Source organism: Klebsiella sp. A-Nf5 (assembly GCF_002810545.1).
Lineage (GTDB): Bacteria > Pseudomonadota > Gammaproteobacteria > Enterobacterales > Enterobacteriaceae > Klebsiella > Klebsiella variicola.
Window position 1 is genome coordinate 97959 of the sequence record NZ_PIOG01000131.1, and the last position, 23196, is coordinate 121154.

At 56.8% G+C, this 23196-nt stretch carries 15 protein-coding genes; 11 read left to right on the top strand and 4 right to left on the bottom strand.

Annotated features, from left to right (window positions below; genetic code table 11):
- Positions 1-94: 94 nt before the first annotated feature.
- From ftsK to CWM53_RS13160, 8 genes are all read left to right on the top strand, one after another.
- Entirely contained in the window at positions 95-4210 is a 4116-nt protein-coding gene (gene ftsK / locus CWM53_RS13120) for a DNA translocase FtsK (RefSeq protein WP_100729793.1), read from the top strand.
- A gap of 122 nt (positions 4211-4332) precedes the next feature.
- Complete coding sequence (lolA, locus tag CWM53_RS13125) at positions 4333-4944, top strand: outer membrane lipoprotein chaperone LolA (protein ID WP_061155191.1); 612 nt, start codon at positions 4333-4335, stop codon at positions 4942-4944.
- 8 nt (positions 4945-4952) lie between these two features.
- Positions 4953-6296, top strand: a complete 1344-nt coding sequence (gene rarA / locus CWM53_RS13130; RefSeq protein ID WP_061155190.1) for a replication-associated recombination protein RarA — start codon at positions 4953-4955, stop codon at positions 6294-6296.
- Between the two features lie 91 nt (positions 6297-6387).
- Positions 6388-7680, top strand: a complete 1293-nt coding sequence (gene serS, locus CWM53_RS13135) for a serine--tRNA ligase (RefSeq protein ID WP_049003789.1) — start codon at positions 6388-6390, stop codon at positions 7678-7680.
- A gap of 200 nt (positions 7681-7880) precedes the next feature.
- A complete protein-coding gene (dmsA, locus tag CWM53_RS13140) occupies positions 7881-10319 on the top strand; it encodes a dimethylsulfoxide reductase subunit A (protein ID WP_100631471.1) in 2439 nt (812 codons plus the stop codon).
- A 10-nt stretch (positions 10320-10329) separates the two neighbouring features.
- Positions 10330-10947 carry a DMSO/selenate family reductase complex B subunit gene (locus CWM53_RS13145; protein ID WP_100631472.1) on the top strand — a complete coding sequence of 206 codons (618 nt, stop codon included), beginning with the start codon at positions 10330-10332 and terminating at the stop codon, positions 10945-10947.
- Between the two features lies 1 nt (position 10948).
- Positions 10949-11812, top strand: coding sequence for a dimethyl sulfoxide reductase anchor subunit family protein (locus CWM53_RS13150; RefSeq protein ID WP_074386421.1), 864 nt, complete (start codon positions 10949-10951; stop codon positions 11810-11812).
- A 274-nt stretch (positions 11813-12086) separates the two neighbouring features.
- A complete protein-coding gene (locus tag CWM53_RS13160) occupies positions 12087-13235 on the top strand; it encodes an MFS transporter (protein ID WP_100676007.1) in 1149 nt (382 codons plus the stop codon).
- Positions 13236-13402: 167 nt separating this feature from the next.
- Here CWM53_RS13160 and pflA read toward each other — a convergent pair whose 3' ends face one another.
- The 4 genes from pflA to ycaO all read right to left on the bottom strand — a co-directional run bounded on the left by pflA (position 13403) and on the right by ycaO (position 19673).
- Positions 13403-14143, bottom strand: a complete 741-nt coding sequence (gene pflA / locus CWM53_RS13165; protein WP_100729791.1) for a pyruvate formate lyase 1-activating protein — start codon at positions 14141-14143, stop codon at positions 13403-13405.
- A 192-nt stretch (positions 14144-14335) separates the two neighbouring features.
- Entirely contained in the window at positions 14336-16618 is a 2283-nt protein-coding gene (gene pflB / locus CWM53_RS13170) for a formate C-acetyltransferase (RefSeq protein WP_061155185.1), read from the bottom strand.
- Positions 16619-16669: 51 nt separating this feature from the next.
- On the bottom strand, positions 16670-17527 hold the full coding sequence (gene focA, locus CWM53_RS13175) for a formate transporter FocA (RefSeq protein ID WP_061155184.1): 858 nt from the start codon (positions 17525-17527) through the stop codon (positions 16670-16672).
- Positions 17528-17912: 385 nt separating this feature from the next.
- Positions 17913-19673, bottom strand: coding sequence for a 30S ribosomal protein S12 methylthiotransferase accessory factor YcaO (gene ycaO / locus CWM53_RS13180; protein WP_061156392.1), 1761 nt, complete (start codon positions 19671-19673; stop codon positions 17913-17915).
- Between the two features lie 116 nt (positions 19674-19789).
- Between ycaO and CWM53_RS13185 the strand changes: the two genes are divergently transcribed.
- From CWM53_RS13185 to aroA, 3 genes are all read left to right on the top strand, one after another.
- On the top strand, positions 19790-20482 hold the full coding sequence (locus tag CWM53_RS13185) for a DUF421 domain-containing protein (RefSeq protein ID WP_061155183.1): 693 nt from the start codon (positions 19790-19792) through the stop codon (positions 20480-20482).
- A gap of 188 nt (positions 20483-20670) precedes the next feature.
- Complete coding sequence (gene serC, locus CWM53_RS13190; RefSeq protein WP_074386419.1) at positions 20671-21759, top strand: 3-phosphoserine/phosphohydroxythreonine transaminase; 1089 nt, start codon at positions 20671-20673, stop codon at positions 21757-21759.
- A gap of 73 nt (positions 21760-21832) precedes the next feature.
- Positions 21833-23116: a 3-phosphoshikimate 1-carboxyvinyltransferase gene (gene aroA / locus CWM53_RS13195; RefSeq protein WP_074386418.1), complete on the top strand. Its 1284-nt coding sequence runs from the start codon at positions 21833-21835 to the stop codon at positions 23114-23116.
- Positions 23117-23196 lie beyond the last annotated feature (80 nt).

The following is a 23196-nucleotide window of genomic DNA, read 5'->3' on the forward strand; positions in this document are numbered from 1 at the left end:
TGTTAATCCATACAGCAACAGTGCCGGGGAGACCCGGCGCTGTTGTCCGTTTTAGCAGCAGGCAGGAAACAGCCTGATACCTGGAGAGCCTTTCTTGAGCCAGGAATACACCGAAGACAAAGAAGTCAAACTAACCAAACTCAGCAGCGGGCGCCGACTCCTTGAGGCGATGCTCATCCTTTGCTCCCTCTTCGCCATCTGGCTGATGGCGGCACTACTGAGCTTTAATCCCTCGGATCCAAGCTGGTCGCAGACGGCATGGCATGAGCCTATTCATAATTTAGGCGGCGCCCCCGGTGCGTGGCTTGCCGATACCCTCTTTTTCATTTTTGGCGTCATGGCCTACACCATCCCGGTGATCATCATCGGTGGATGCTGGTTTGCCTGGCGGCATCAGGAAAACGACGAATACATTGATTATTTCGCCGTTTCCCTGCGCCTCATTGGCGCGTTAGCCCTGATCCTGACCTCCTGTGGTCTGGCAGCCATTAACGCCGATGATATCTGGTACTTCGCTTCGGGCGGAGTGATCGGCAGCCTGCTGAGTACCACGCTGCAACCGCTGCTGCACAGCAGCGGCGGCACTATTGCCCTGTTGTGCATCTGGGCGGCCGGTCTGACGTTGTTCACCGGCTGGTCGTGGGTCAGCATTGCGGAAAAATTGGGCGGTGGCATCCTGTCGGTGCTGACCTTTGCCAGCAACCGTACCCGTCGGGATGATACCTGGGTCGATGAAGGCGAATACGAAGACGACGATGAAGAGTACGACGATGAAGACGAAGCGGCAAACCCGCAGGAGTCGCGTCGTGCCCGTATCTTACGCAGCGCGCTGGCGCGGCGTAAGCGTCTGGCCGAGAAGTTCACCAACCCCATGGGACGTAAAACAGACGCGGCGCTTTTCTCCGGCAAACGGATGGATGACGGGGAAGAGTCAGTGCAATACAGCGCCAGCGGAGCGCCTGTCGCCGCTGACGATGTCCTGTTTTCCGGCGCCAGCGCCGCGCGTCCCGCAGAGGATGATGTGTTGTTCTCCGGTGCCAGCGCCGCGCGCCCTGGAGATTTCGACCCTTACGATCCGTTGCTGAATGGTCATAGTATCGCTGAGCCCGTGGGCGCCGCGGCGGCGGCCACTGCCGCGCCACAGGCGTGGGCTGAATCCGCGGCTGGCCATCAGGGCGTTGCGCCTGCTTATCAGCCGGAAGCGGGTTACCCGCCGCAGGCGTACCAGCCAGAACCGGTACCGTATCAGCAGCCGACTTACGATCCACACGCCGGTCAGCCGACGCCACAGGCGTATCAGCCAGAGCCCGCGCCGCATCAGCAGCCGGCTTACGATCCGCATGCCGGGCATCCTGCGCCGCAGGCGTATCAGCCAGAGCCGGCGCCGTATCAGCAGCCGGCATACGATCCGTATGGCGGGCAACCTGCTCCACAGGCGTATCAGCCACAGCCGGCGCCATATCAGCAGCCGGCATACGATCCGTATGGCGGGCAACCTGCTCCGCAGGCGTATCAGCCTGAGCCGGCGCCGTATCAACAGCCTGCTTATGCTCCTCATGCCGGTCAGCCAGCGCCGCAGGCGTATCAGCCTGAGCCGGCACCGTATCAGCAGCCGACTTACGATCCGCATGGCGGTCAACCTGCACCGCAGGCGTATCAGCCTGAGCCAGCAGCGTATCAGCCGCAAAGTGCGCCAGTTCCGTCACCGGAGCCAGAACCAGAGGTTGCGCCGGAAGAGGTGAAACGTCCACCGCTCTATTACTTCGAAGAAGTCGAAGAGAAGCGGGCACGTGAACGTGAGCTGCTGGCCTCCTGGTATCAGCCTATTCCGGAGCCGGAAAGCCCGATCGCCACTAAACCGCTGACGCCGCCAGCCGCCCCGTCCAAACCGCCAGTGGAGACAACGGTGGTCTCTGCGGTCGCGGCAGGGGTGCATCAGGCAACGGCCGCCAGCGGCGGCGCGGCGGCAGCAACTGCCGCATCCGCTGCGGCTGCGCCATTGTTCAGCCCGGCGTCCAGCGGACCGCGGGTTCAGGTGAAAGAAGGCATCGGTCCGAAATTACCGCGACCAAATCGCGTTCGTGTCCCAACGCGTCGGGAGCTGGCCTCATACGGCATCAAGCTACCGTCGCAACGGGAGGCTGAACAGCGTGCGCGGCAGGCGGAACGCGATCCTCATTATGACGATGAGCTGCTCTCTGATGAAGAAGCCGACGTTCTGGAGCAGGATGAACTGGCCCGCCAGTTCGCCGCCACCCAGCAGCAGCGCTATGGTCATCGCTGGGAAGACGATAACGCGACTGATGACGATGACGCCGACACTGCGGCGGAAGCGGAGCTGGCGCGTCAGTTTGCTGCCACCCAGCAGCAGCGCTACGCCGCTGAGCAGCCGCCGGGGGCGAACCCGTTCTCGCCGGCGGATTATGAATTTTCACCAATGAAGACGCTGGTCAATGACGGACCGAGCGAGCCGCTGTTTACGCCGACACCGGAAGTCCAGCCGCAGCAACCGGCCCCGCACTATCAACAACCGGCGGCCGCTCCGCAGCAGGGTTATCACGCTGCGCAGCATCAACCTGTACACCATCAGCCAGTGCCGCCGCAGCCAGTGCAGCAGCAACAACCGGTTGCCCCGCAGGGGTATCAGCCTGCTGCGCCTGCGCCGCAGGAGAGCTTGATCCACCCGCTGCTGATGCGTAATGGCGATAGCCGTCCGCTGCAAAGACCGACCACGCCGCTGCCGTCGCTGGATCTGTTAACGCCGCCGCCCAGTGAAGTCGAACCGGTGGATACCTTTGCTTTAGAGCAGATGGCGCGACTGGTAGAAGCACGCCTGGCCGATTTCCGTATCAAAGCGGATGTCGTTAACTACTCGCCAGGCCCGGTGATCACCCGCTTTGAGCTCAATCTGGCGCCAGGTGTTAAAGCGGCGCGGATCTCGAATCTGTCACGGGACCTGGCGCGTTCGCTGTCAACGGTTGCTGTGCGCGTGGTGGAAGTGATCCCGGGCAAGCCGTATGTCGGCCTGGAATTACCGAACAAAAAGCGTCAGACCGTCTATCTGCGTGAAGTGCTCGACAATACCAAGTTCCGCGATAATCCGTCGCCGCTGACCGTGGTGCTGGGTAAAGACATCGCTGGCGACCCGGTGGTGGCTGACCTGGCGAAAATGCCGCACCTGCTGGTTGCCGGTACTACCGGTTCCGGTAAGTCAGTCGGTGTGAACGCCATGATCCTCAGCATGCTCTACAAAGCGCAGCCGGAAGATGTGCGTTTCATTATGATCGACCCGAAAATGCTCGAGCTGTCGGTCTACGAAGGTATTCCACATCTGCTGACGGAAGTGGTCACTGACATGAAAGACGCCGCCAATGCGCTGCGCTGGAGCGTCAACGAGATGGAGCGCCGCTACAAGCTGATGTCAGCGCTGGGCGTGCGTAACCTGGCGGGCTATAACGAGAAGATCGCGGAGGCCGCGCGCATGGGGCGTCCGATTCCGGATCCGTACTGGAAGCCGGGCGACAGCATGGATGCCGTGCATCCGGTGCTGGAAAAACTGCCATACATCGTGGTGCTGGTGGACGAGTTCGCCGACCTGATGATGACCGTCGGCAAGAAGGTGGAAGAGCTGATTGCCCGTCTGGCGCAAAAAGCGCGTGCGGCGGGGATCCATCTGGTGCTGGCGACGCAGCGTCCGTCAGTGGATGTCATTACCGGCCTGATTAAGGCCAACATCCCGACGCGCATCGCCTTTACCGTATCGAGTAAAATCGACTCGCGTACCATTCTCGATCAGGGCGGCGCGGAATCGCTGCTGGGTATGGGGGATATGCTCTACTCCGGGCCGAACTCTACCACGCCGGTGCGTGTCCACGGGGCGTTTGTGCGCGACCAGGAAGTCCACGCCGTGGTTCAGGACTGGAAAGCCCGCGGTCGTCCGCAGTACGTCGATGGCATTACCTCCGACAGCGAAAGTGAAGGCGGCGGTGGTGGCTTAGACGGCGGTGAAGAACTTGATCCGCTGTTCGATCAGGCGGTCAACTTTGTGACTGAGAAGCGCAAAGCATCGATTTCCGGCGTACAGCGTCAGTTCCGCATTGGGTATAACCGTGCAGCGCGCATTATTGAACAGATGGAAGCGCAGGGGATCGTCAGCGAGCAGGGCCATAACGGTAACCGCGAAGTGCTGGCACCGCCGCCCTTTGAATGAGTGCAAAGTTGGGTAAATAAGCGCAAAATCAGCCAATTCTTCTGTTCCGCCGCCATCAGCGGTCCTACATTAGGGGCAGAAGAGGCTCCCGCGTCGGGAGTGACGCACATTAAGGAATAACAATGAAAAAACTCGCAATCACCTGTGCATTACTGTCTGGTATGGTCGTCAGCCAGGTCTGGGCAGATGCGGCCAGTGACTTAAAAAGCCGTCTTGATAAAGTGAGCAGTTTCCATGCCAGCTTCACGCAGAAAGTCACTGACGGCAGCGGTAATGCCGTCCAGGACGGTCAGGGCGACCTGTGGGTAAAACGTCCGAACCTGTTTAACTGGCATATGACCCAGCCGGACGAGAGCGTCCTCGTCTCTGACGGTAAAACACTGTGGTTTTACAACCCGTTCGTTGAGCAGGCCACGGCGACCTGGCTGAAAGATGCTACCAGCAACACGCCGTTTATGCTGATTGCCCGCAACCAGTCCAGCGACTGGCAGCAGTACAATATCAAACAAAACGGCGATGATTTTGTGCTGACGCCGAAAAGTGGCAGCGGTAACCTGAAGCAGTTCACGATCAACGTCGGTCGGGATGGCACCATCCACCAGTTCAGCGCCGTCGAGCAGGATGATCAGCGCAGCAGTTATCAGCTGAAGTCGCAGCAGAATGGCGCAATCGACGCATCTAAGTTCACCTTTACGCCGCCGAAAGGGGTGACGGTGGACGATCAACGTAAGTAGAGGCGAAAGTGAGCAATCTGTCGCTCGATTTTTCCGACAACGCGTTTCAACCTCTGGCCGCTCGTATGCGGCCAGAAAATTTAGCGCAGTATATTGGCCAGCAGCACCTGCTGGCGCCGGGTAAACCCCTGCCGCGGGCGATTGAAGCCGGGCACCTGCATTCAATGATCCTCTGGGGGCCGCCGGGCACCGGCAAGACCACCCTCGCGGAAGTGATTGCCCGCTACGCCAGCGCCGATGTCGAACGGATCTCGGCGGTGACCTCAGGGGTCAAAGAGATCCGCGAAGCCATTGAGCGCGCGCGGCAAAACCGCAACGCTGGCCGACGGACCATCCTGTTTGTTGACGAAGTGCATCGTTTCAACAAAAGCCAGCAGGATGCCTTTCTACCGCATATTGAAGACGGCACCATCACTTTTATTGGCGCGACCACCGAAAACCCCTCCTTTGAGCTTAACTCAGCGCTGCTCTCCCGCGCCCGCGTCTACTTACTGAAATCGCTGACCGCCGACGATATCGAGCGGGTGCTTGACCAGGCGATGAACGATAAGTCCCGCGGCTACGGTGGGCAGGATATTATTCTGCCGGATGAGACCCGCAAGGCCATCGGCGAACTGGTGAACGGCGACGCGCGTCGGGCGCTGAATACCCTGGAAATGATGGCCGATATGGCCGAGAGCGATGACTCGGGCAAGCGGGTGCTGAAGGCGGAACTGCTGACCGAGATCGCCGGCGAGCGCAGCGCGCGCTTTGATAACAAAGGCGACCGGTTCTACGATTTGATTTCCGCCCTGCATAAGTCGGTGCGCGGTAGCGCGCCGGATGCGGCACTTTACTGGTACGCGCGGATCATCACTGCCGGTGGCGACCCGCTGTACGTTGCCCGCCGCTGCCTGGCGATTGCCTCGGAAGATGTCGGCAACGCCGACCCACGGGCGATGCAGGTTGCTATTTCGGCGTGGGACTGCTTTACCCGCGTCGGGCCAGCAGAGGGTGAACGAGCAATTGCCCAGGCCATTGTCTATCTGGCCTGTGCGCCGAAGAGCAACGCCGTCTACACCGCCTTTAAAGCGGCGCTGGCCGACGCCCGCGATCGTCCTGACTATGACGTTCCGGTGCATCTGCGCAATGCGCCGACCAAACTCATGAAAGAAATGGGTTACGGGCAGGAGTATCGTTACGCTCATGACGAACCCAACGCCTACGCCGCTGGCGAGCAGTACTTCCCGCAGGAAATGGCGCAAACGCGCTATTATCACCCGACAAACCGGGGGCTTGAGGGCAAAATTGGCGAAAAGCTCGCCTGGCTCGCTGAACAGGATCAAAATAGCCCGATAAAACGCTACCGCTAATTGAGGCGTTGCGGTAAGGTTATTACATTATTTCCGTGGTCGTAGTCTGCGGCCACTTTTCTTTATTTAATTCGATAAGCACAGGATAAGCATGCTCGATCCCAATCTGCTGCGTACCGAGCCAGACGCAGTCGCAGAAAAACTGGCACGCCGGGGCTTTAAGCTGGATGTAGATAAACTTCGCGCGCTTGAAGAGCGTCGTAAAGTTCTGCAGGTGCAAACGGAAAACCTGCAGGCGGAGCGCAACTCCCGATCGAAATCCATTGGCCAGGCGAAAGCGCGCGGGGAAGATATCGAGCCATTACGCCTGGAAGTGAACAAGCTTGGCGAACAGCTGGATGCCGCAAAATCCGAACTGGAAGCGCTGCTGGCGGAAATTCGCGATATTGCCCTGGCGATCCCGAACATTCCCCATGATGATGTGCCGGTTGGCCGTGACGAAAACGACAACGTTGAAGTTAGCCGCTGGGGTACGCCGCGCCAGTTCGATTTCGAAGTGCGCGATCACGTGACGCTGGGTGAAATGCACGGGGGGCTGGATTTTGCCGCCGCCGTTAAGCTCACTGGCTCGCGTTTTGTAGTGATGAAAGGCCAACTGGCCCGTCTGCACCGCGCTCTGGCCCAGTTCATGCTGGATCTGCACACCGAACAGCATGGCTATAGCGAAAACTATGTCCCGTACCTGGTGAACCAGGACACGCTGTATGGCACCGGCCAGTTGCCGAAATTTGCAGGCGACCTGTTCCATACTCGTCCGCTGGAAGAAGAAGCCGACAGCAGCAACTACGCGTTGATCCCGACGGCGGAAGTGCCGCTGACCAACCTGGTGCGCGATGAAATCATCGACGAAGACGATCTGCCGATCAAAATGACCGCCCATACGCCGTGCTTCCGCTCTGAAGCCGGTTCCTATGGTCGCGACACCCGCGGTCTGATCCGTATGCACCAGTTCGACAAAGTTGAAATGGTGCAGATCGTGCGCCCGGAAGACTCCATGGCGGCGCTGGAAGAGATGACCGGCCATGCCGAGAAAGTGCTGCAGTTGCTGGGTCTGCCGTACCGTAAGGTCGCGCTGTGCACCGGCGATATGGGCTTCAGTGCCTGCAAAACCTACGACCTGGAAGTGTGGGTTCCGGCGCAGAACACCTATCGTGAAATTTCTTCCTGCTCTAACGTCTGGGATTTCCAGGCGCGTCGTATGCAGGCTCGCTGCCGCAGTAAGTCCGACAAGAAGACTCGTCTCGTTCATACTCTGAATGGTTCTGGTCTGGCGGTAGGTCGTACCCTGGTGGCGCTGATGGAAAACTATCAGCAGGCCGATGGCCGTATTGAAATCCCGGAAATTCTGCGCCCGTATATGCGTGGCCTCGAATATATCGGGTAATTTTTTCTTCCTCTCTTTTAAAAGCGCCTGCGGGCGCTTTTTTTACGCCCTTATTGATACCGGGCAATAATCCATTCTACGAATGCAGTGATACTCCCTTTGGATTAAATCAGCATAAAAAACCAATAATATTTCAAAGCAATATATATATGACTATATAGCGCTTGTCAGTTTATTGTGAGCAACCAAAGCGAGTATCCATGAAAATTAAAGCCCCCGATGCTTTACTGGCTGCTGAGGTAAGCCGCCGTGGTTTAATGAAAACCACGGCAATAGGCGGCCTGGCGCTGGCCAGCAACGCACTAACATTACCCTTTACCCGTATGGCGCATGCCGCCGATACACCGGCTCCCGCCAGCGAGAAGGTGGTCTGGAGCGCCTGTACCGTCAACTGCGGCAGCCGCTGCCCGCTGCGCATGCACGTGGTGGATGGCGCGATTAAATACGTTGAAACCGATAATACCGGTGACGATAACTATGATGGCCTGCATCAGGTTCGCGCCTGCCTGCGTGGTCGCTCGATGCGTCGCCGGGTCTATAACCCGGATCGCCTGAAGTACCCGATGAAGCGCGTCGGTAAACGCGGCGAGGGCAAGTTCGAGCAAATCAGCTGGCAAGAGGCGTTCGATACCATCGCCAGCAATATGCAGCGGCTGATTAAAGAGTACGGCAACGAATCCATCTACCTGAACTATGGCACCGGCACGCTCGGCGGCACGCTGACACGCTCCTGGCCGCCGGGGAAAACGCTGATTGCTCGCCTGATGAACTGCTGCGGCGGCTATCTCAACCACTACGGCGATTACTCTTCGGCGCAGATTGCCGAGGGCCTCAATTATACCTACGGCGGCTGGGCCGACGGCAATAGCCCGTCGGATATTGAAAACAGCCAGCTGGTGGTGCTGTTCGGCAATAACCCAGGCGAAACACGGATGAGCGGCGGCGGGGTGACGTACTACCTTGAGCAGGCGCGGCAGAAATCCAATGCCCGGATGATCATTATCGATCCACGTTATACCGACACCGGCGCCGGACGCGAAGATGAATGGATCCCGATTCGCCCCGGGACCGATGCGGCGCTGGTATCAGGTCTGGCGTGGGTGATGATCACCGAAAACCTGGTCGATCAGCCGTTCCTCGATAAATACTGTGTGGGATACGACGAGAAAACGCTGCCCGCCGGTGCGCCAGCCAATGGTCACTACAAAGCTTACATTCTTGGCCAGGGCGCTGATGGTATCGCCAAAACGCCGGAGTGGGCCTCGACGATTACCGGTATTCCGCGCGAACGTATTGTTAAACTGGCGCGCGAAATTGCCACCGCCAAACCGGCCTATATCAGCCAGGGTTGGGGGCCGCAGCGTCACGCCAACGGCGAAATCGCCACCCGGGCTATCTCGATGCTCGCTATCCTGACGGGTAACGTCGGGATCAACGGCGGCAACAGCGGCGCGCGCGAGGGCTCCTACAGCCTGCCGTTTGAGCGCATGCCGACGCTGGAGAATCCGGTTCAGACCAGTATCTCGATGTTTATGTGGACCGACGCTATCGAGCGTGGTCCGGAAATGACCGCGCTGCGCGACGGCGTTCGTGGCAAAGATAAGCTCGACGTGCCGATCAAAATGATCTGGAACTATGCGGGCAATTGCCTGATTAACCAGCATTCTGAGATCAACCGTACCCATGAGATCCTGCAGGACGACAAGAAGTGCGAGATGATCGTAGTCATCGACTGCCATATGACCTCGTCAGCGAAATACGCCGATATTCTGCTGCCGGACTGCACCGCCTCCGAGCAGATGGATTTCGCGCTGGATGCCTCCTGCGGCAACATGTCCTACGTCATCTTTGCCGATCAGGCCATCAAGCCGCGTTTCGAATGCAAAACCATCTATGAGATGACCACCGAGCTGGCAAAACGCCTCGGCGTGGAGCAGCAGTTTACAGAAGGCCGTACCCAGGAAGGCTGGATGCGCTATCTGTATGAGAAGTCGCAGAAAGCGATTCCCGATCTGCCAGATTTCGACACCTTCCGCCAGCAAGGCATTTATAAGCAGCGCGATCCGCAAGGACACCATGTGGCCTACAAAGCCTTCCGCGAGGATCCGCAGGCCAATCCGCTGACCACGCCGTCGGGCAAGATCGAAATTTACTCGCAGGCGCTGGCGAAAATCGCGGCTACCTGGGAACTCCCGGAAGGGGATGTTATCGATCCGCTACCTATCTATACCCCGGGCTTCGAAAACTACAACGATCCATTGACAGCGAAATACCCGCTACAGCTGACCGGCTTCCACTATAAATCGCGCGTTCACTCAACTTACGGCAACGTCGATGTGCTGAAGGCCGCCTGTCGGCAGGAGATGTGGATTAACCCGATCGACGCCCGCAAGCGCGGTATTGCCAACGGCGATCGCATTCGCATCTTCAACGACCGCGGTGAAGTACATATCGAAGCGAAGGTGACGCCGCGCATGATGCCGGGCGTTGTCGCGCTGGGGGAAGGGGCCTGGTATAACCCGGACGCTTCGCGGGTGGATCAGGCGGGCAGCATCAACGTGCTGACCACCCAGCGTCCTTCGCCGCTGGCGAAGGGGAACCCGTCGCATACCAACCTCGTCCAGGTTGAGAAGCTGTAAGGAGTAACCGATGACAACTCAGTATGGATTTTTTATTGATTCCGCCCGTTGCACCGGTTGCAAGACCTGCGAACTGGCCTGTAAGGATTACAAGAACCTGACCCCGGAGGTCAGCTTCCGCCGCATCTATGAGTATGCCGGCGGCGACTGGCAGGAGGACAACGGCGTCTGGCAGCAGAACGTGTTCGCCTACTACCTCTCCATCGCCTGTAACCACTGCGAGGATCCGGCCTGCACCAAGGTCTGCCCGAGCGGGGCAATGCACAAGCGTGAAGACGGTTTTGTCGTGGTCAACGAAGAGGTGTGCATTGGCTGCCGCTACTGCCATATGGCCTGTCCGTACGGCGCCCCGCAGTACAACGCCGACAAAGGCCATATGACCAAGTGCGACGGCTGTCACGAGCGCGTCGCCGAGGGGAAAAAGCCGATCTGCGTCGAGTCCTGCCCGCTGCGGGCGCTCGATTTCGGGCCGATTGCCGAACTGCGCGCTAAGCACGGCCAGCTGGCCGCGGTGGCCCCGCTGCCGTCGGCGCACTTTACCAGTCCGAGTATCGTTATCAAACCTAACGCCAATGCCCGGCCGTGTGGCGATACCACCGGTTATCTGGCGAACCCGAAGGAGGTGTGAGATGGGAAACGGATGGCATGAATGGCCGCTGATGATCTTTACGGTCTTCGGCCAGTGCGTCGCAGGCGGGTTTATCGTCATGGCGCTGGCGTTGATGACGGGCAATCTCTCCCGTGAGCAGGAGCGGCGCGTGGTGGGGAGCATGTTTGGCCTGTGGGTATTGATGGGGATCGGTTTTATTGCCTCGACGATGCACCTTGGCTCACCGCTACGGGCCTTTAATTCGCTGAATCGCGTGGGGACCTCGTCGCTGAGTAATGAGATAGCCAGCGGGGCGATCTTCTTCGCCGTCGGCGGAATTGGCTGGCTGCTGGCCGTGTGCAAAAAGCTGCCTGCCAGCCTGCGTAGCCTGTGGCTGATAGTCACCATGGTGTTGGGCGTGATCTTCGTCTGGATGATGGTGCGGGTGTACAACACCATCGACACGGTGCCGACCTGGTATACCGTCTGGACACCGCTGAGCTTCTTTCTGACGCTGTTTATCGGTGGTCCGCTGCTGGGATATCTGTTGCTGCGCGTGGCAGGCGTTGACGGTTGGGCGCTGCGCCTGCTGCCGGTGGTCTCTTTGCTGGCACTGCTGGTGAGTATTGTCGTGATCCTGATGCAGGGGAGTGAACTCACTACTATCCGCAGTTCAATCCAGCAGGCCTCGGCCCTGGTGCCGGATTACGGGGTGCTTATGGCCTGGCGGGTGGTGCTGCTGGCGCTGGCCCTGGCCTGCTGGTGTGTGCCGCAGATCCGCGGCCGCAAGCCGGCGGTCTCTCTGCTCAGCCTGGCGTTTGTTCTGGTGCTGGCGGGAGAGATGATTGGCCGCGGCGTATTCTATGGTCTGCATATGACCGTGGGAATGGCCGTCGCCAGTTAATCCGCGTCATCATGCCGGCGTGCGACCGCCGGCATGATGAAAACGTGCTGTCGATAGATGAAATTTTTCAACTGAAATTAACATCGACATTTACTAATAAATTAAGAAAAACAACAGCGTATTATCTGTTGCCTCACCTTTACCCATTCTGTGGATAAAAAACTTCTATCGTAGCCTGCAAAACCGCGTCACGCCTGATTTCAGGTGGATTGACATTGTTTTTAGCGGTGGCATGATGCGCTCGCGATCTGAACATTCCTCACGGTTTTTACCCATGACCATCTATACCCGGCCAGTGCAAATGCTGCTCTGTGGCCTGCTTTTACTGACCCTGGCGATAGCGGTGCTGAATACGCTCGTCCCGCTCTGGCTCGCCCATGAAAATATGCCAACCTGGCAGGTCGGCATGGTGGGGTCATCTTATTTTACCGGCAACCTGGCCGGTACGCTACTGGCCGGTTGGGTGATTAAGCGCCTTGGCTTTAACCGCAGCTATTATCTCGCGTCGTTAATTTTCGCCGTCGGCTGCGTAGGGCTGGGGATCACCGTTGGCTTCTGGACGTGGCTGAGCTGGCGTTTTATCGCCGGCGTAGGCTGCGCGATGATTTGGGTGGTGGTGGAAAGCGCGCTGGTCTGCAGCGGGACTTCCCGCAGCCGCGGCCGTTTGCTGGCGGCGTACATGATGGTCTATTATGTCGGTACCGTACTGGGCCAGCTGATGGTCAGTAAATTACCCACCGATTTAATGAGCGTCCTGCCGTGGGTGACAGGGCTGGCGCTGGCGGGGATCCTGCCGCTGCTGTTTACCCGTATTATGGGACAGGCTGAAGAGCCGCATGAAACAGTACGTATCTGGCCGATGCTGAAGCTGCGCCAGGCGCGCCACGGTGTCAATGGCTGCATTATCTCGGGGATTGTCCTCGGCTCGCTGTACGGCCTGATGCCGCTATGGCTGAACCATCAGGGCGTCAGCGACTCCGGCATTGGTTTCTGGATGGCGGTGATGGTTAGCGCGGGCATCCTGGGGCAGTGGCCGGTAGGGCGCCTGGCTGATCGTTATGGCCGCCTGCTGGTGCTGCGGGTGCAGGTCTTTGTGGTGATCATCGGCTGTCTGGCGATGCTGAGTCAGGCGGCAATGGCCCCGGCGCTGTTTGTGCTTGGGGCATCCGGTTTCACGCTGTATCCGGTGGCAATGGCCTGGGCCTGTGAAAAAGTGGAGCACCATCAGCTGGTGGCGATGAATCAGGCGCTGCTGATGAGCTATACCATCGGCAGCCTGCTGGGCCCGACCCTGACGGCGATGCTGATGCAGAACTTCTCAGACAACTTGCTGTTTATCATGATCGCCAGCGTGTCGTTTATCTATCTGCTGACCCTGCTGCGTAAAGCCGGGCATCATCCGACGCCGGTGGCGCACGCATAACCATTGTGACGTGCAGCGAAGGCTGCGCGTCATCTGCTTCAATCGATCGTGTTTTCCACTGCAGAGAGACGGCATTGCGCTTTTCATGAGGATCAACGGCGGGGCTGGAACGATTTCCCGTGTCGCTTCGGGCCGGCGTAAGCGCACCACCGACCCTGATGAGGCTATTAGTACATCACCTTGTGACCATACTGCTCAAGAATGCCTTTCACCCGCTCCATGGTCTCTTTCTTCGGCGGGTGGACACCGTCCAGTTTGTATTCTTCACCCATCGCTACCCATTTGTGTTTGCCCAGCTCATGGTAGGGCAGCAGCTCAATTTTCTCGACGTTGCCCATATCGCGGGTAAATTCGCCCAGGCGGTGTGCGGAGTCATCATCGTCTGACCAACCCGGAACCACCACATAGCGGATCCAGACATTGATATTCTTTTTCGCCAGGTACTGGGCAAACTCGAGGGTGCGGTGGTTGGACACGCCGACCAGGTTCTGGTGAATTTCATCGTTCATCTGTTTGAGATCCAGCATGACCAGGTCAGTCACCTCCAGCAGATCGTCGATAACCGGATCGTAGCGACGGACAAAGCCGTTGGTATCGAGGCAGGTATGAATACCTTCCTTCTTACAGGCGCGGAACCAGTCGCGAACAAACTCCGCCTGCAGGATCGCTTCGCCGCCCGACGCCGTGACGCCGCCGCCTGAGGCATTCATAAAGTGACGATAGGTCACTACCTCTTTCATTAACTCTTCAACAGTGATTTCTTTGCCGCCGTGGGTATCCCAGGTGTCACGGTTATGGCAGTACAGGCAGCGCATCAGGCAGCCCTGGAAAAAGGTAATAAAGCGGATGCCCGGGCCATCAACGGTGCCACAGGATTCAAAGGAGTGGATGCGACCAATAACTGACATTGCGGTGTTTTCTCCAGATGTGGCCCATCCGGGGCCGTGTTGGTGCACAGCTCAGCGGCTGTGTCGAGTCTGTTTTGACAGGTACCCAAAGTATAGATAACTGGCAAAGCAGGCTGGGGCGGGGAAGCACTTGTTAAAAAGGCCCCACTGACGTGGGGCCTTTATTGTACGCTTTTTCAGTCAGACTGGGAATTACATGGTCTGAGTGAAGGTACGGGTAATAACATCCTGCTGCTGTTCTTTCGTCAGGGAGTTAAAACGTACGGCGTAGCCAGATACGCGGATGGTCAGCTGCGGATATTTTTCCGGGTTTTCCATCGCGTCGAGCAGCATTTCGCGGTTCATGACGTTCACGTTCAGGTGCTGACCACCTTCGATGGACGCTTCGTGATGGAAGTAACCATCCATCAGGCCCGCCAGGTTGGTCTTACGAACTTCGTCATCTTTACCCAGTGCGTTCGGCACGATAGAGAAGGTGTAAGAGATACCATCTTTCGCGTAAGCAAACGGCAGTTTAGCTACGGAGGTCAGAGAGGCAACAGCACCTTTCTGGTCACGACCGTGCATCGGGTTAGCACCTGGTCCGAACGGCGCGCCAGCGCGACGACCGTCTGGGGTGTTACCGGTTTTCTTACCATATACCACGTTAGAGGTGATGGTCAGAACAGACTGAGTCGGGATAGCGTTGCGGTAGGTGTGCAGTTTCTGAATTTTCTTCATGAAACGTTCAACCAGGTCAACGGCCATATCATCGACGCGAGCATCGTTGTTACCAAACTGCGGGTATTCGCCTTCGATTTCGAAGTCGATAGCCAGACCGTCTTCGTCACGAATCGGTTTAACTTTCGCATATTTGATAGCAGACAGGGAGTCAGCAGCAACGGACAGACCAGCGATACCACACGCCATGGTGCGGATAACGTCACGGTCGTGCAGCGCCATCAGAGAGGCTTCGTAGCTGTACTTGTCGTGCATGTAGTGGATGATGTTCAGCGCGGTGACGTACTGTTTAGCCAGCCAGTCCATGAAGTGATCCATGCGATCCATGACTTCGTCGAATTTCAGGACGTCGCCTTTGATCGGTTCAGATTTCGGACCCACCTGCATTTTCAGTTTTTCATCCACGCCGCCGTTGATAGCGTACAGCATGGTTTTCGCGAGGTTGGCACGAGCGCCGAAGAACTGCATTTGCTTACCAACAACCATCGGGCTTACGCAGCATGCGATAGCGTAGTCGTCGTTGTTGAAGTCCGGACGCATCAGGTCATCGTTCTCGTACTGCAGAGAAGAGGTATCGATAGACACTTTAGCAGCGAATTTCTTGAAGCTCAGCGGCAGTTTTTCAGACCACAGGATAGTGATGTTCGGCTCCGGAGACGGCCCCATGGTGTACAGGGTGTTCAGGAAGCGGAAGCTGTTTTTGGTCACCAGAGTACGACCGTCAACGCCCATACCACCGATGGATTCCGTTGCCCAAATCGGGTCACCGGAGAACAGTTCATCATATTCCGGGGTACGCAGGAAGCGAACCATACGCAGTTTCATGACCAGGTGGTCAACCATTTCCTGCGCGTCTTGCTCGGTGATTTTACCCGCTTTCAGGTCACGTTCGATGTAGATATCCAGGAAGCTGGAGGTACGACCGAAGGACATTGCCGCGCCGTTCTGAGATTTAACGGCAGCCAGGTAACCGAAGTAGGTCCACTGGATTGCTTCCTGAGCAGTTTTTGCCGGAGCAGAGATATCGCAGCCGTATTTCGCTGCCATTTCTTTGATCTGACCCAGAGCGCGATGCTGTTCAGCGATTTCTTCACGCAGACGGATAGTTGCTTCCAGATCTTCGCCGCTTTCCAGTTTCGCTTGCAGAGACTGGAACTGAGCGTATTTGTCTTTCATCAGGAAGTCGATACCGTACAGCGCAACGCGACGATAGTCACCGATGATACGGCCACGGCCATAAGCATCCGGCAGACCGGTCAGCACGCCGGATTTACGGCAGTTCAGGATGTCTTTGGTGTAAACATCAAATACGCCCTGGTTGTGGGTTTTACGGTACTCGGTGAAGATTTTTTTCAGCATCGGGTCCAGCTCGCGATTGTACGCTTTGCAGGAACCTTCAACCATTTTGATACCACCGAACGGGATGATTGCACGTTTCAGCGGCGCTTCGGTCTGCAGACCAACGATTTTTTCCAGACCTTTCTCGATATAGCCTGCGTCGTGAGAGGTGATGGTGGAAGCCAGGGCAGTGTCAAAATCAACAGGCGCGTGAGTGCGGTTTTCCTGTTTTACACCTTCCATTACGCTGTCCCACAGCTTGGTGGTCGCTTCAGTTGCGCCAGCCAGGAAGGATTCGTCGCCTTCATATGGGGTGTAGTTTTTCTGAATGAAGTCACGGACGTTGACTTCATTCTGCCAGTCACCTTTCGCAAAACCTTCCCAGGCTGTGGCTAACTTTTCATTAAGCTCGGACATGTAACACCTACCTTCTTAAGTGGATTTTTTATTTACTGCCTGAAACAACCCTTAGTGATGGTCGTTGCCACGCAGGTAAATGACCCAGTATGTCAACCCGACCAGCAGACCTCCGCCGATAATGTTCCCGATAGTCACCGGAATCAGGTTATCAGTGATGAAGTTCATAACGGTCAAGTGTGAGAAACTTTCCGGAGTTGAACCGACCGCGGTCCAGAATTCCGGGCTCGCAAAATTGCGGATTACGATACCCATTGGGATCATAAACATGTTGGCGATGCTGTGCTCAAAGCCGCTGGCAACGAACATCGCTACCGGCAGGACCATGATCATCGCTTTATCCATCAGGCTACGACCGGAATAGCTCATCCATACGGCGAGACAAACCATCAGGTTAGCGAGGATACCCAGGCTCACGGCCTCCACAAAAGTATGGTGCATTTTGTGGTCAGCGGTCTGCAGGACGTTTAGCCCCCAACCGCCGTTGGCAGTCATATATTCGCCTGATAACCACATCAGCAGCACAAACAGCAGTGCGCCCACCAGGTTACCAAAATAGACGTTGAGCCAGTTTTTTGCCAGTTGCCCCCATGTAATTCGACCGCTGGCTTTCGCCACCACGATCAATACGGTAGAGGTAAAGAGGTCAGCGCCGCAGATGATGCACAGAATCAGACCCAGGGAAAAACAGACCCCACCGATAAGCTTGGCAATCCCAAAAGGCATCGCGGCAGTGCCGGTGGTCGCGGTGATATAGAATACGAAAGCGATGGAGATGAAAACGCCAGCGGTGATCGCCAGATAAAAGGTCTTCATCGGATGCTTCGTTGCTTTATAGACACCTGCTTCTTCGGCGACTTTCGCCATCGCGGCAGGGAGCAAAAGATCAAAAGGGTTGTCAGCTTTCACACTAACTCTCTCTTTATATAAGTTGGCGGTGAGATACTAACAAAGCATTATAGAAGGGAAATTGATATAGATCATATCTCACCGGAACTATATGCCTTTTTAGTGTGTGGTTTTTGTCTATTTGATGTTTAACTATTTGAATTTTTTATGGAAAATAAATTTTAAAATTTATAACTTATGTTGAATTTTTTCGTTTTCGCCCCAGTTTTTGAGTTAATTAAAATGGAGTATTTTATTTAAAATTAACAATTGGTAAATGATATAAGTTCGATATTTACTATTAATTAACTTTGCAACTACAAACTATAGTGGATACCTCGCCAGGTTTAAATAACGGAGCCGCATCGGGCTCCGTTGTTGGCAAGCATGTTGGCGCAATGAGGGCTTATTTTGCCCAGAATGCCGCTTTCGCCCGCTGCAGCTTTTCATACGCTTTCAGCAGCGACTGATGAGCCGGGAAGGCTTGCAGATCGCTGTCGACAGCCTGAAGGCCATAGAACGGGGCTTCCCCGCTCAGCGCAGCGCTGGCGGCCTCGACCGCATCAGTGCCGTACATACGGAGGAAGGCGTTCAGATACTGTAGCGGCTGACGATCCTCTTCCTGGCTCAGCAGCAGCAGGGTCTGCAGGCAACGATAGTAGTTTGCGCGCTCAGGGCTGAAGATAGAGGCATTGAATTCCATGGTCCATTCGGTCCAGATCAGCGCCTGTTCCAGATCGCCGCCAGCCAGGGCCAGCATCGCTTTCAGCTCGCCGATGCGCAGGGTATACCAGCCGTTGTCTTTCCCGGTGGCAAGGCCCAGCAGTTCGCGAACGCGGGTGAAATCATCCAGGCCTTCGTCATCCATTTGTTCGATGAGCGCCAGATAATCTTCTTTTTCCCACTCGCTGCCCGGCAGAGACAGAATGGTGTCCCGCAGATGGGCGCCCATGCTGTTGTTTGCCAGCCACAGGTCTTCTGCCGGATAAATATCCGACATTCCCGGAACGATGATACGGCAGGCGTAAACGCCCAGATGCTCGTAGTCGGCAATGTACACTTCTTTATCTTCGGCCTTGAAGATGGCCATCAGGGTGGCGAACTCTTCTTCGGTGGTACCGGAGAAACTCCAGTCAACGAACGGATAGTCGGCATCCTGCTTGAACATATCCCAGGAGATCAGACCGCTGGAGTCGATGAAGTGGGTTTCGAGGTTAGCGTGCTCGGCGACTTCTTCGTCATCAAAGGTCGGCGGTGTAAAGACGTCGAGGTCTTTCAGGCTGCGGCCCTGCAGCAGTTCTGTGACGGTACGCTCCAGCGCCACGCCGAAGTCCGGGTGGGCGCCAAAGGAGGCGAAGCAGGTGCCGTTAGCCGGGTTAAACAGCACGACGCAGATAACCGGGTATTTGCCGCCCAGTGATCCATCGTAGGCAAAAATCGGGAAACCTTCGGCTTCAAGTTTAGCGATCGACTCCACGACGCCAGGATAGCGCGCCATGACTTCCGCCGGGATCTCCGGCAGGCTGATGCTCTCTGCGATGATGCGGTTTTTGATGTGACGCTCAAAGACTTCGGACAAACCCTGCACGCGCGCTTCATTCGGGGTGTTACCCGCTGACATACCGTTGGATACGTACAAGTTACCAACGATATTCATCGGAATATAGACGGTTTCGCCGTCGGACTGGCGGGTAAAGGGCAGGCCGCACACGCCGCGCTCATCGTTCCCCGACTGCAGATCCACCAGCATACCGGCGGTCAGTTGATCGTCAGGATCGTAGAACGCGCGCAGGCGGGCATCCAGCAGACCTTCCGGTACTTCATCGTCTTCGGTCAGTGGGAACCATTTTTCGTTCGGGTAATGAACAAATGGGCCGTTAGCGATGGTGTCGCCTAACCAGAAGTCGGCGAAGAAATAGTTGGTGGACAGACGTTCGAAATATTCGCCCAGCGCGGAGGCCAGGGCTGCCTTTTTGGTGGCGCCTTTACCATTGGTAAAGCACAGCGCGCATTCTTTATCGCGAATGTGAACGGACCACACGTGCGGCACCGGGTTCAGCCACGAGGCCTCTTCGATATCAAATCCGAGGTCGAGCAATTTCTGCTGGAAGCGAGCGATGGAATCTTCCAGGGCGGCATCTTTGCCGGGAATAAACGTTTGGGTCATGGCGATCACTTTTGTCGTACGGAAAGCGCGCAATGATACGGCTTTTATCTGACAGGTGCTATCTCCATCATCTGGCTATGCTTAGAGGCAACTTATGACCCACAGGGAGATGATAGATGAAAGCCTTTGACTGGCAGCGGATGGCGCTCGATAAAGTGCCGGTGGAGTTTCTTGCCGAGGTGGCGCTGCGTTGCCTCTACACCTTCGTTCTGGTCTTTATTTTCCTCAAAATCACCGGACGGCGCGGCGTGCGGCAGATGTCACTATTTGAGGTGTTGATAATTCTGACCCTCGGCTCGGCGGCAGGGGACGTGGCGTTTTATGACGATGTACCGCTACTGCCGGTGTTGGTGGTCTTCATCACCCTGGCGCTGTTGTATCGCGGTATCATGTGGCTGATGGGGCACAGCGAAAAGCTGGAGGATCTGCTGGAAGGCAAACCTATTGTGGTGGTCGAGGAGGGGCAGCTGGCATGGGAGAAGCTGCATGCGGAAAACATGACCGAATTCGAATTTTTCATGGAGCTGCGGGTCAACAGCGTCGAGCAGCTTGGCCAGGTCCGGCTGGCGATCCTCGAAACCAACGGGCAGATCAGCGTGTTTTATTATCCCGATGAAGAGGTCAGAGCGGGGTTGTCTATCCTGCCAACACACTGTACCGCGCGTTACACCACCATTCCGCAGGAGGGGATCTATGCCTGCGTACGCTGCAGCATCGTAATGGCGATGCAGGCGGGAGAAAAGCGAATATGTCCGCGCTGCGCAAATGCAGAATGGTCGAAGGCCAGCCGGGCGAAACGGCTCACCTGACAGCAAATATGTCGGTTTTATTACGTCAAGCCGATAGATTCTGTTGTGTGACGGAGGCCGCGTTTTACCGTTGGCGAGTTTTAGCCATTGCGGACCGTGTCACTGAATGATAAAACCGATAGCCACAGGAATAACTTATGCCCGCGGCGGTTCGCTGGCAAAACAACATAGCAACGTGGTGAGGGGAAATGGCTCAGGTCTATAACTTTAGTTCGGGCCCGGCAATGCTGCCGGCGGAAGTACTCAAACTGGCTCAGCAAGAACTGTGCGACTGGCACGGTCTGGGTACGTCGGTCATGGAGATCAGTCACCGTGGTAAGGAGTTTATCCAGGTGGCAGAAGAGGCAGAACAGGACTTCCGCTCCCTGCTGAATATCCCTTCCAACTATAAAGTTTTGTTCTGCCACGGCGGCGGCCGCGGCCAGTTCGCGGGGATCCCGCTGAACATCCTCGGCGATAAAAACGTCGCTGACTATGTGGACGCCGGCTACTGGGCAGCCAGCGCGGTCAAAGAGGCGAAGAAATACTGCAAGCCGAACGTTATCGACGCGAAAATCACCGTCGATGGCAAGCGGGCTGTTACGCCGATGAGCGAGTGGCAGCTGACGCCGGGCGCGGCCTATCTGCATTACTGCCCAAACGAAACCATTGACGGTATCGCGATTGATGATACGCCGAACTTTGGCGACGACGTCATCGTCGCGGCCGATTTCTCCTCCACCATTCTGTCCCGTGAAATTGACGTCAACCGCTACGGTGTGATTTATGCCGGCGCGCAGAAAAATATTGGCCCGGCAGGGCTGACGCTGGTCATCGTGCGTGAAGACCTGCTGGGCAAAGCCAGCGTGGCCTGTCCGTCGATCCTCGACTACACCGTGTTAAGCGAGAACGACTCAATGTTTAACACGCCGCCGACGTTCGCCTGGTATCTGGCTGGTCTGGTGTTTAAGTGGCTGAAACAGCAGGGCGGCGTCGCTGCGATGGATAAAATCAACCAGCAGAAAGCCGAACTGCTGTATGGCGTGATCGATAACAGCGGGTTCTACCGTAACGATGTGGCGCAAGCCAACCGTTCACGCATGAACGTGCCGTTCCAGCTGGCGGACAGCGCGCTGGACAAACTGTTCCTCGAAGAGTCGTTTGCCGCCGGGTTGCACGCGCTGAAGGGCCACCGCGTGGTGGGCGGCATGCGTGCCTCCATCTACAACGCGATGCCGCTGGACGGCGTGAAGGCGTTAACCGACTTTATGCTGGACTTCGAACGCCGCCACGGTTAATCGCCTGTTTCTTTCTTCCTCCCCGCGGCCAGTCTGCGGGGTTTTTATTCTGTTTGTTTGAGAGTGAAGTTTGATGGAATCCCTGACGTTACAACCCATCGCTCGCGTAGAGGGCACCGTGAACCTGCCAGGTTCGAAAAGCGTCTCCAACCGCGCGCTGCTGCTGGCCGCCCTGGCCCGCGGCACGACGGTGCTGACCAACCTGCTGGACAGCGACGATGTGCGCCATATGCTGAATGCCCTGAGTGCGCTGGGAGTTCATTACACCCTGTCTGCTGACCGCACCCGCTGCGAAGTGACTGGCAACGGTGGTCCGCTGCGCTCTACTGCGGCGCTGGAACTGTTCCTCGGCAACGCCGGTACCGCGATGCGCCCACTGGCTGCGGCCCTGTGCCTTGGCAGCAACGATATTGTGCTGACCGGCGAGCCGCGGATGAAAGAGCGCCCGATCGGCCATCTGGTGGATGCCCTGCGTCAGGGCGGAGCTCAGATCGACTATCTTGAGCAGGAAAATTATCCACCGCTGCGCCTGCGCGGCGGTTTTCAGGGGGGCAATGTCGAGGTTGACGGCAGCGTCTCCAGTCAGTTCCTGACCGCGCTGCTGATGACCGCGCCGCTGGCACCGCAGGATACCGTGATCGCCATTAAGGGCGATCTGGTGTCGAAACCCTACATCGACATTACACTGCACCTGATGAAAACCTTCGGCGTTGAGGTGGACAATCAGTCTTATCAGCGTTTTGTGGTGCGCGGCAAGCAACAGTATCAGTCACCAGGGGATTACCTGGTGGAAGGCGATGCTTCCTCGGCCTCGTATTTCCTCGCCGCTGGCGCCATTAAGGGCGGCACGGTAAAAGTCACCGGTATCGGCCGCGGCAGCGTACAGGGCGATATTCGTTTCGCCGACGTACTGGAAAAAATGGGCGCCACCGTGACCTGGGGCGACGATTTCATCGCCTGCACCCACGGCGAGCTCAAGGCTATCGATATGGATATGAACCATATCCCGGACGCGGCGATGACCATCGCCACCGCCGCGCTGTTCGCGCAAGGGACCACTACGCTGCGTAATATCTACAACTGGCGTGTCAAAGAGACGGACCGTCTGTTCGCCATGGCGACCGAGTTGCGTAAAGTGGGCGCCGAGGTGGAAGAGGGGGAAGATTATATTCGCATCACCCCGCCGGCGAAGTTGAAGTATGCTGAAATCGGCACCTATAACGACCACCGGATGGCGATGTGCTTCTCGCTGGTGGCGCTGTCTGATACGCCGGTGACCATCCTTGATCCCAAATGTACGGCCAAAACGTTCCCGGACTATTTTGAGCAATTGGCGCGGATCAGTACCCTCGCCTGAGTAAAACTTTGTCATCCCGCGGGCTGATGTCCTGTCAGCCCGCTATAATTGCGCAAAACTTCTGCTTTTCATTTCCTGTA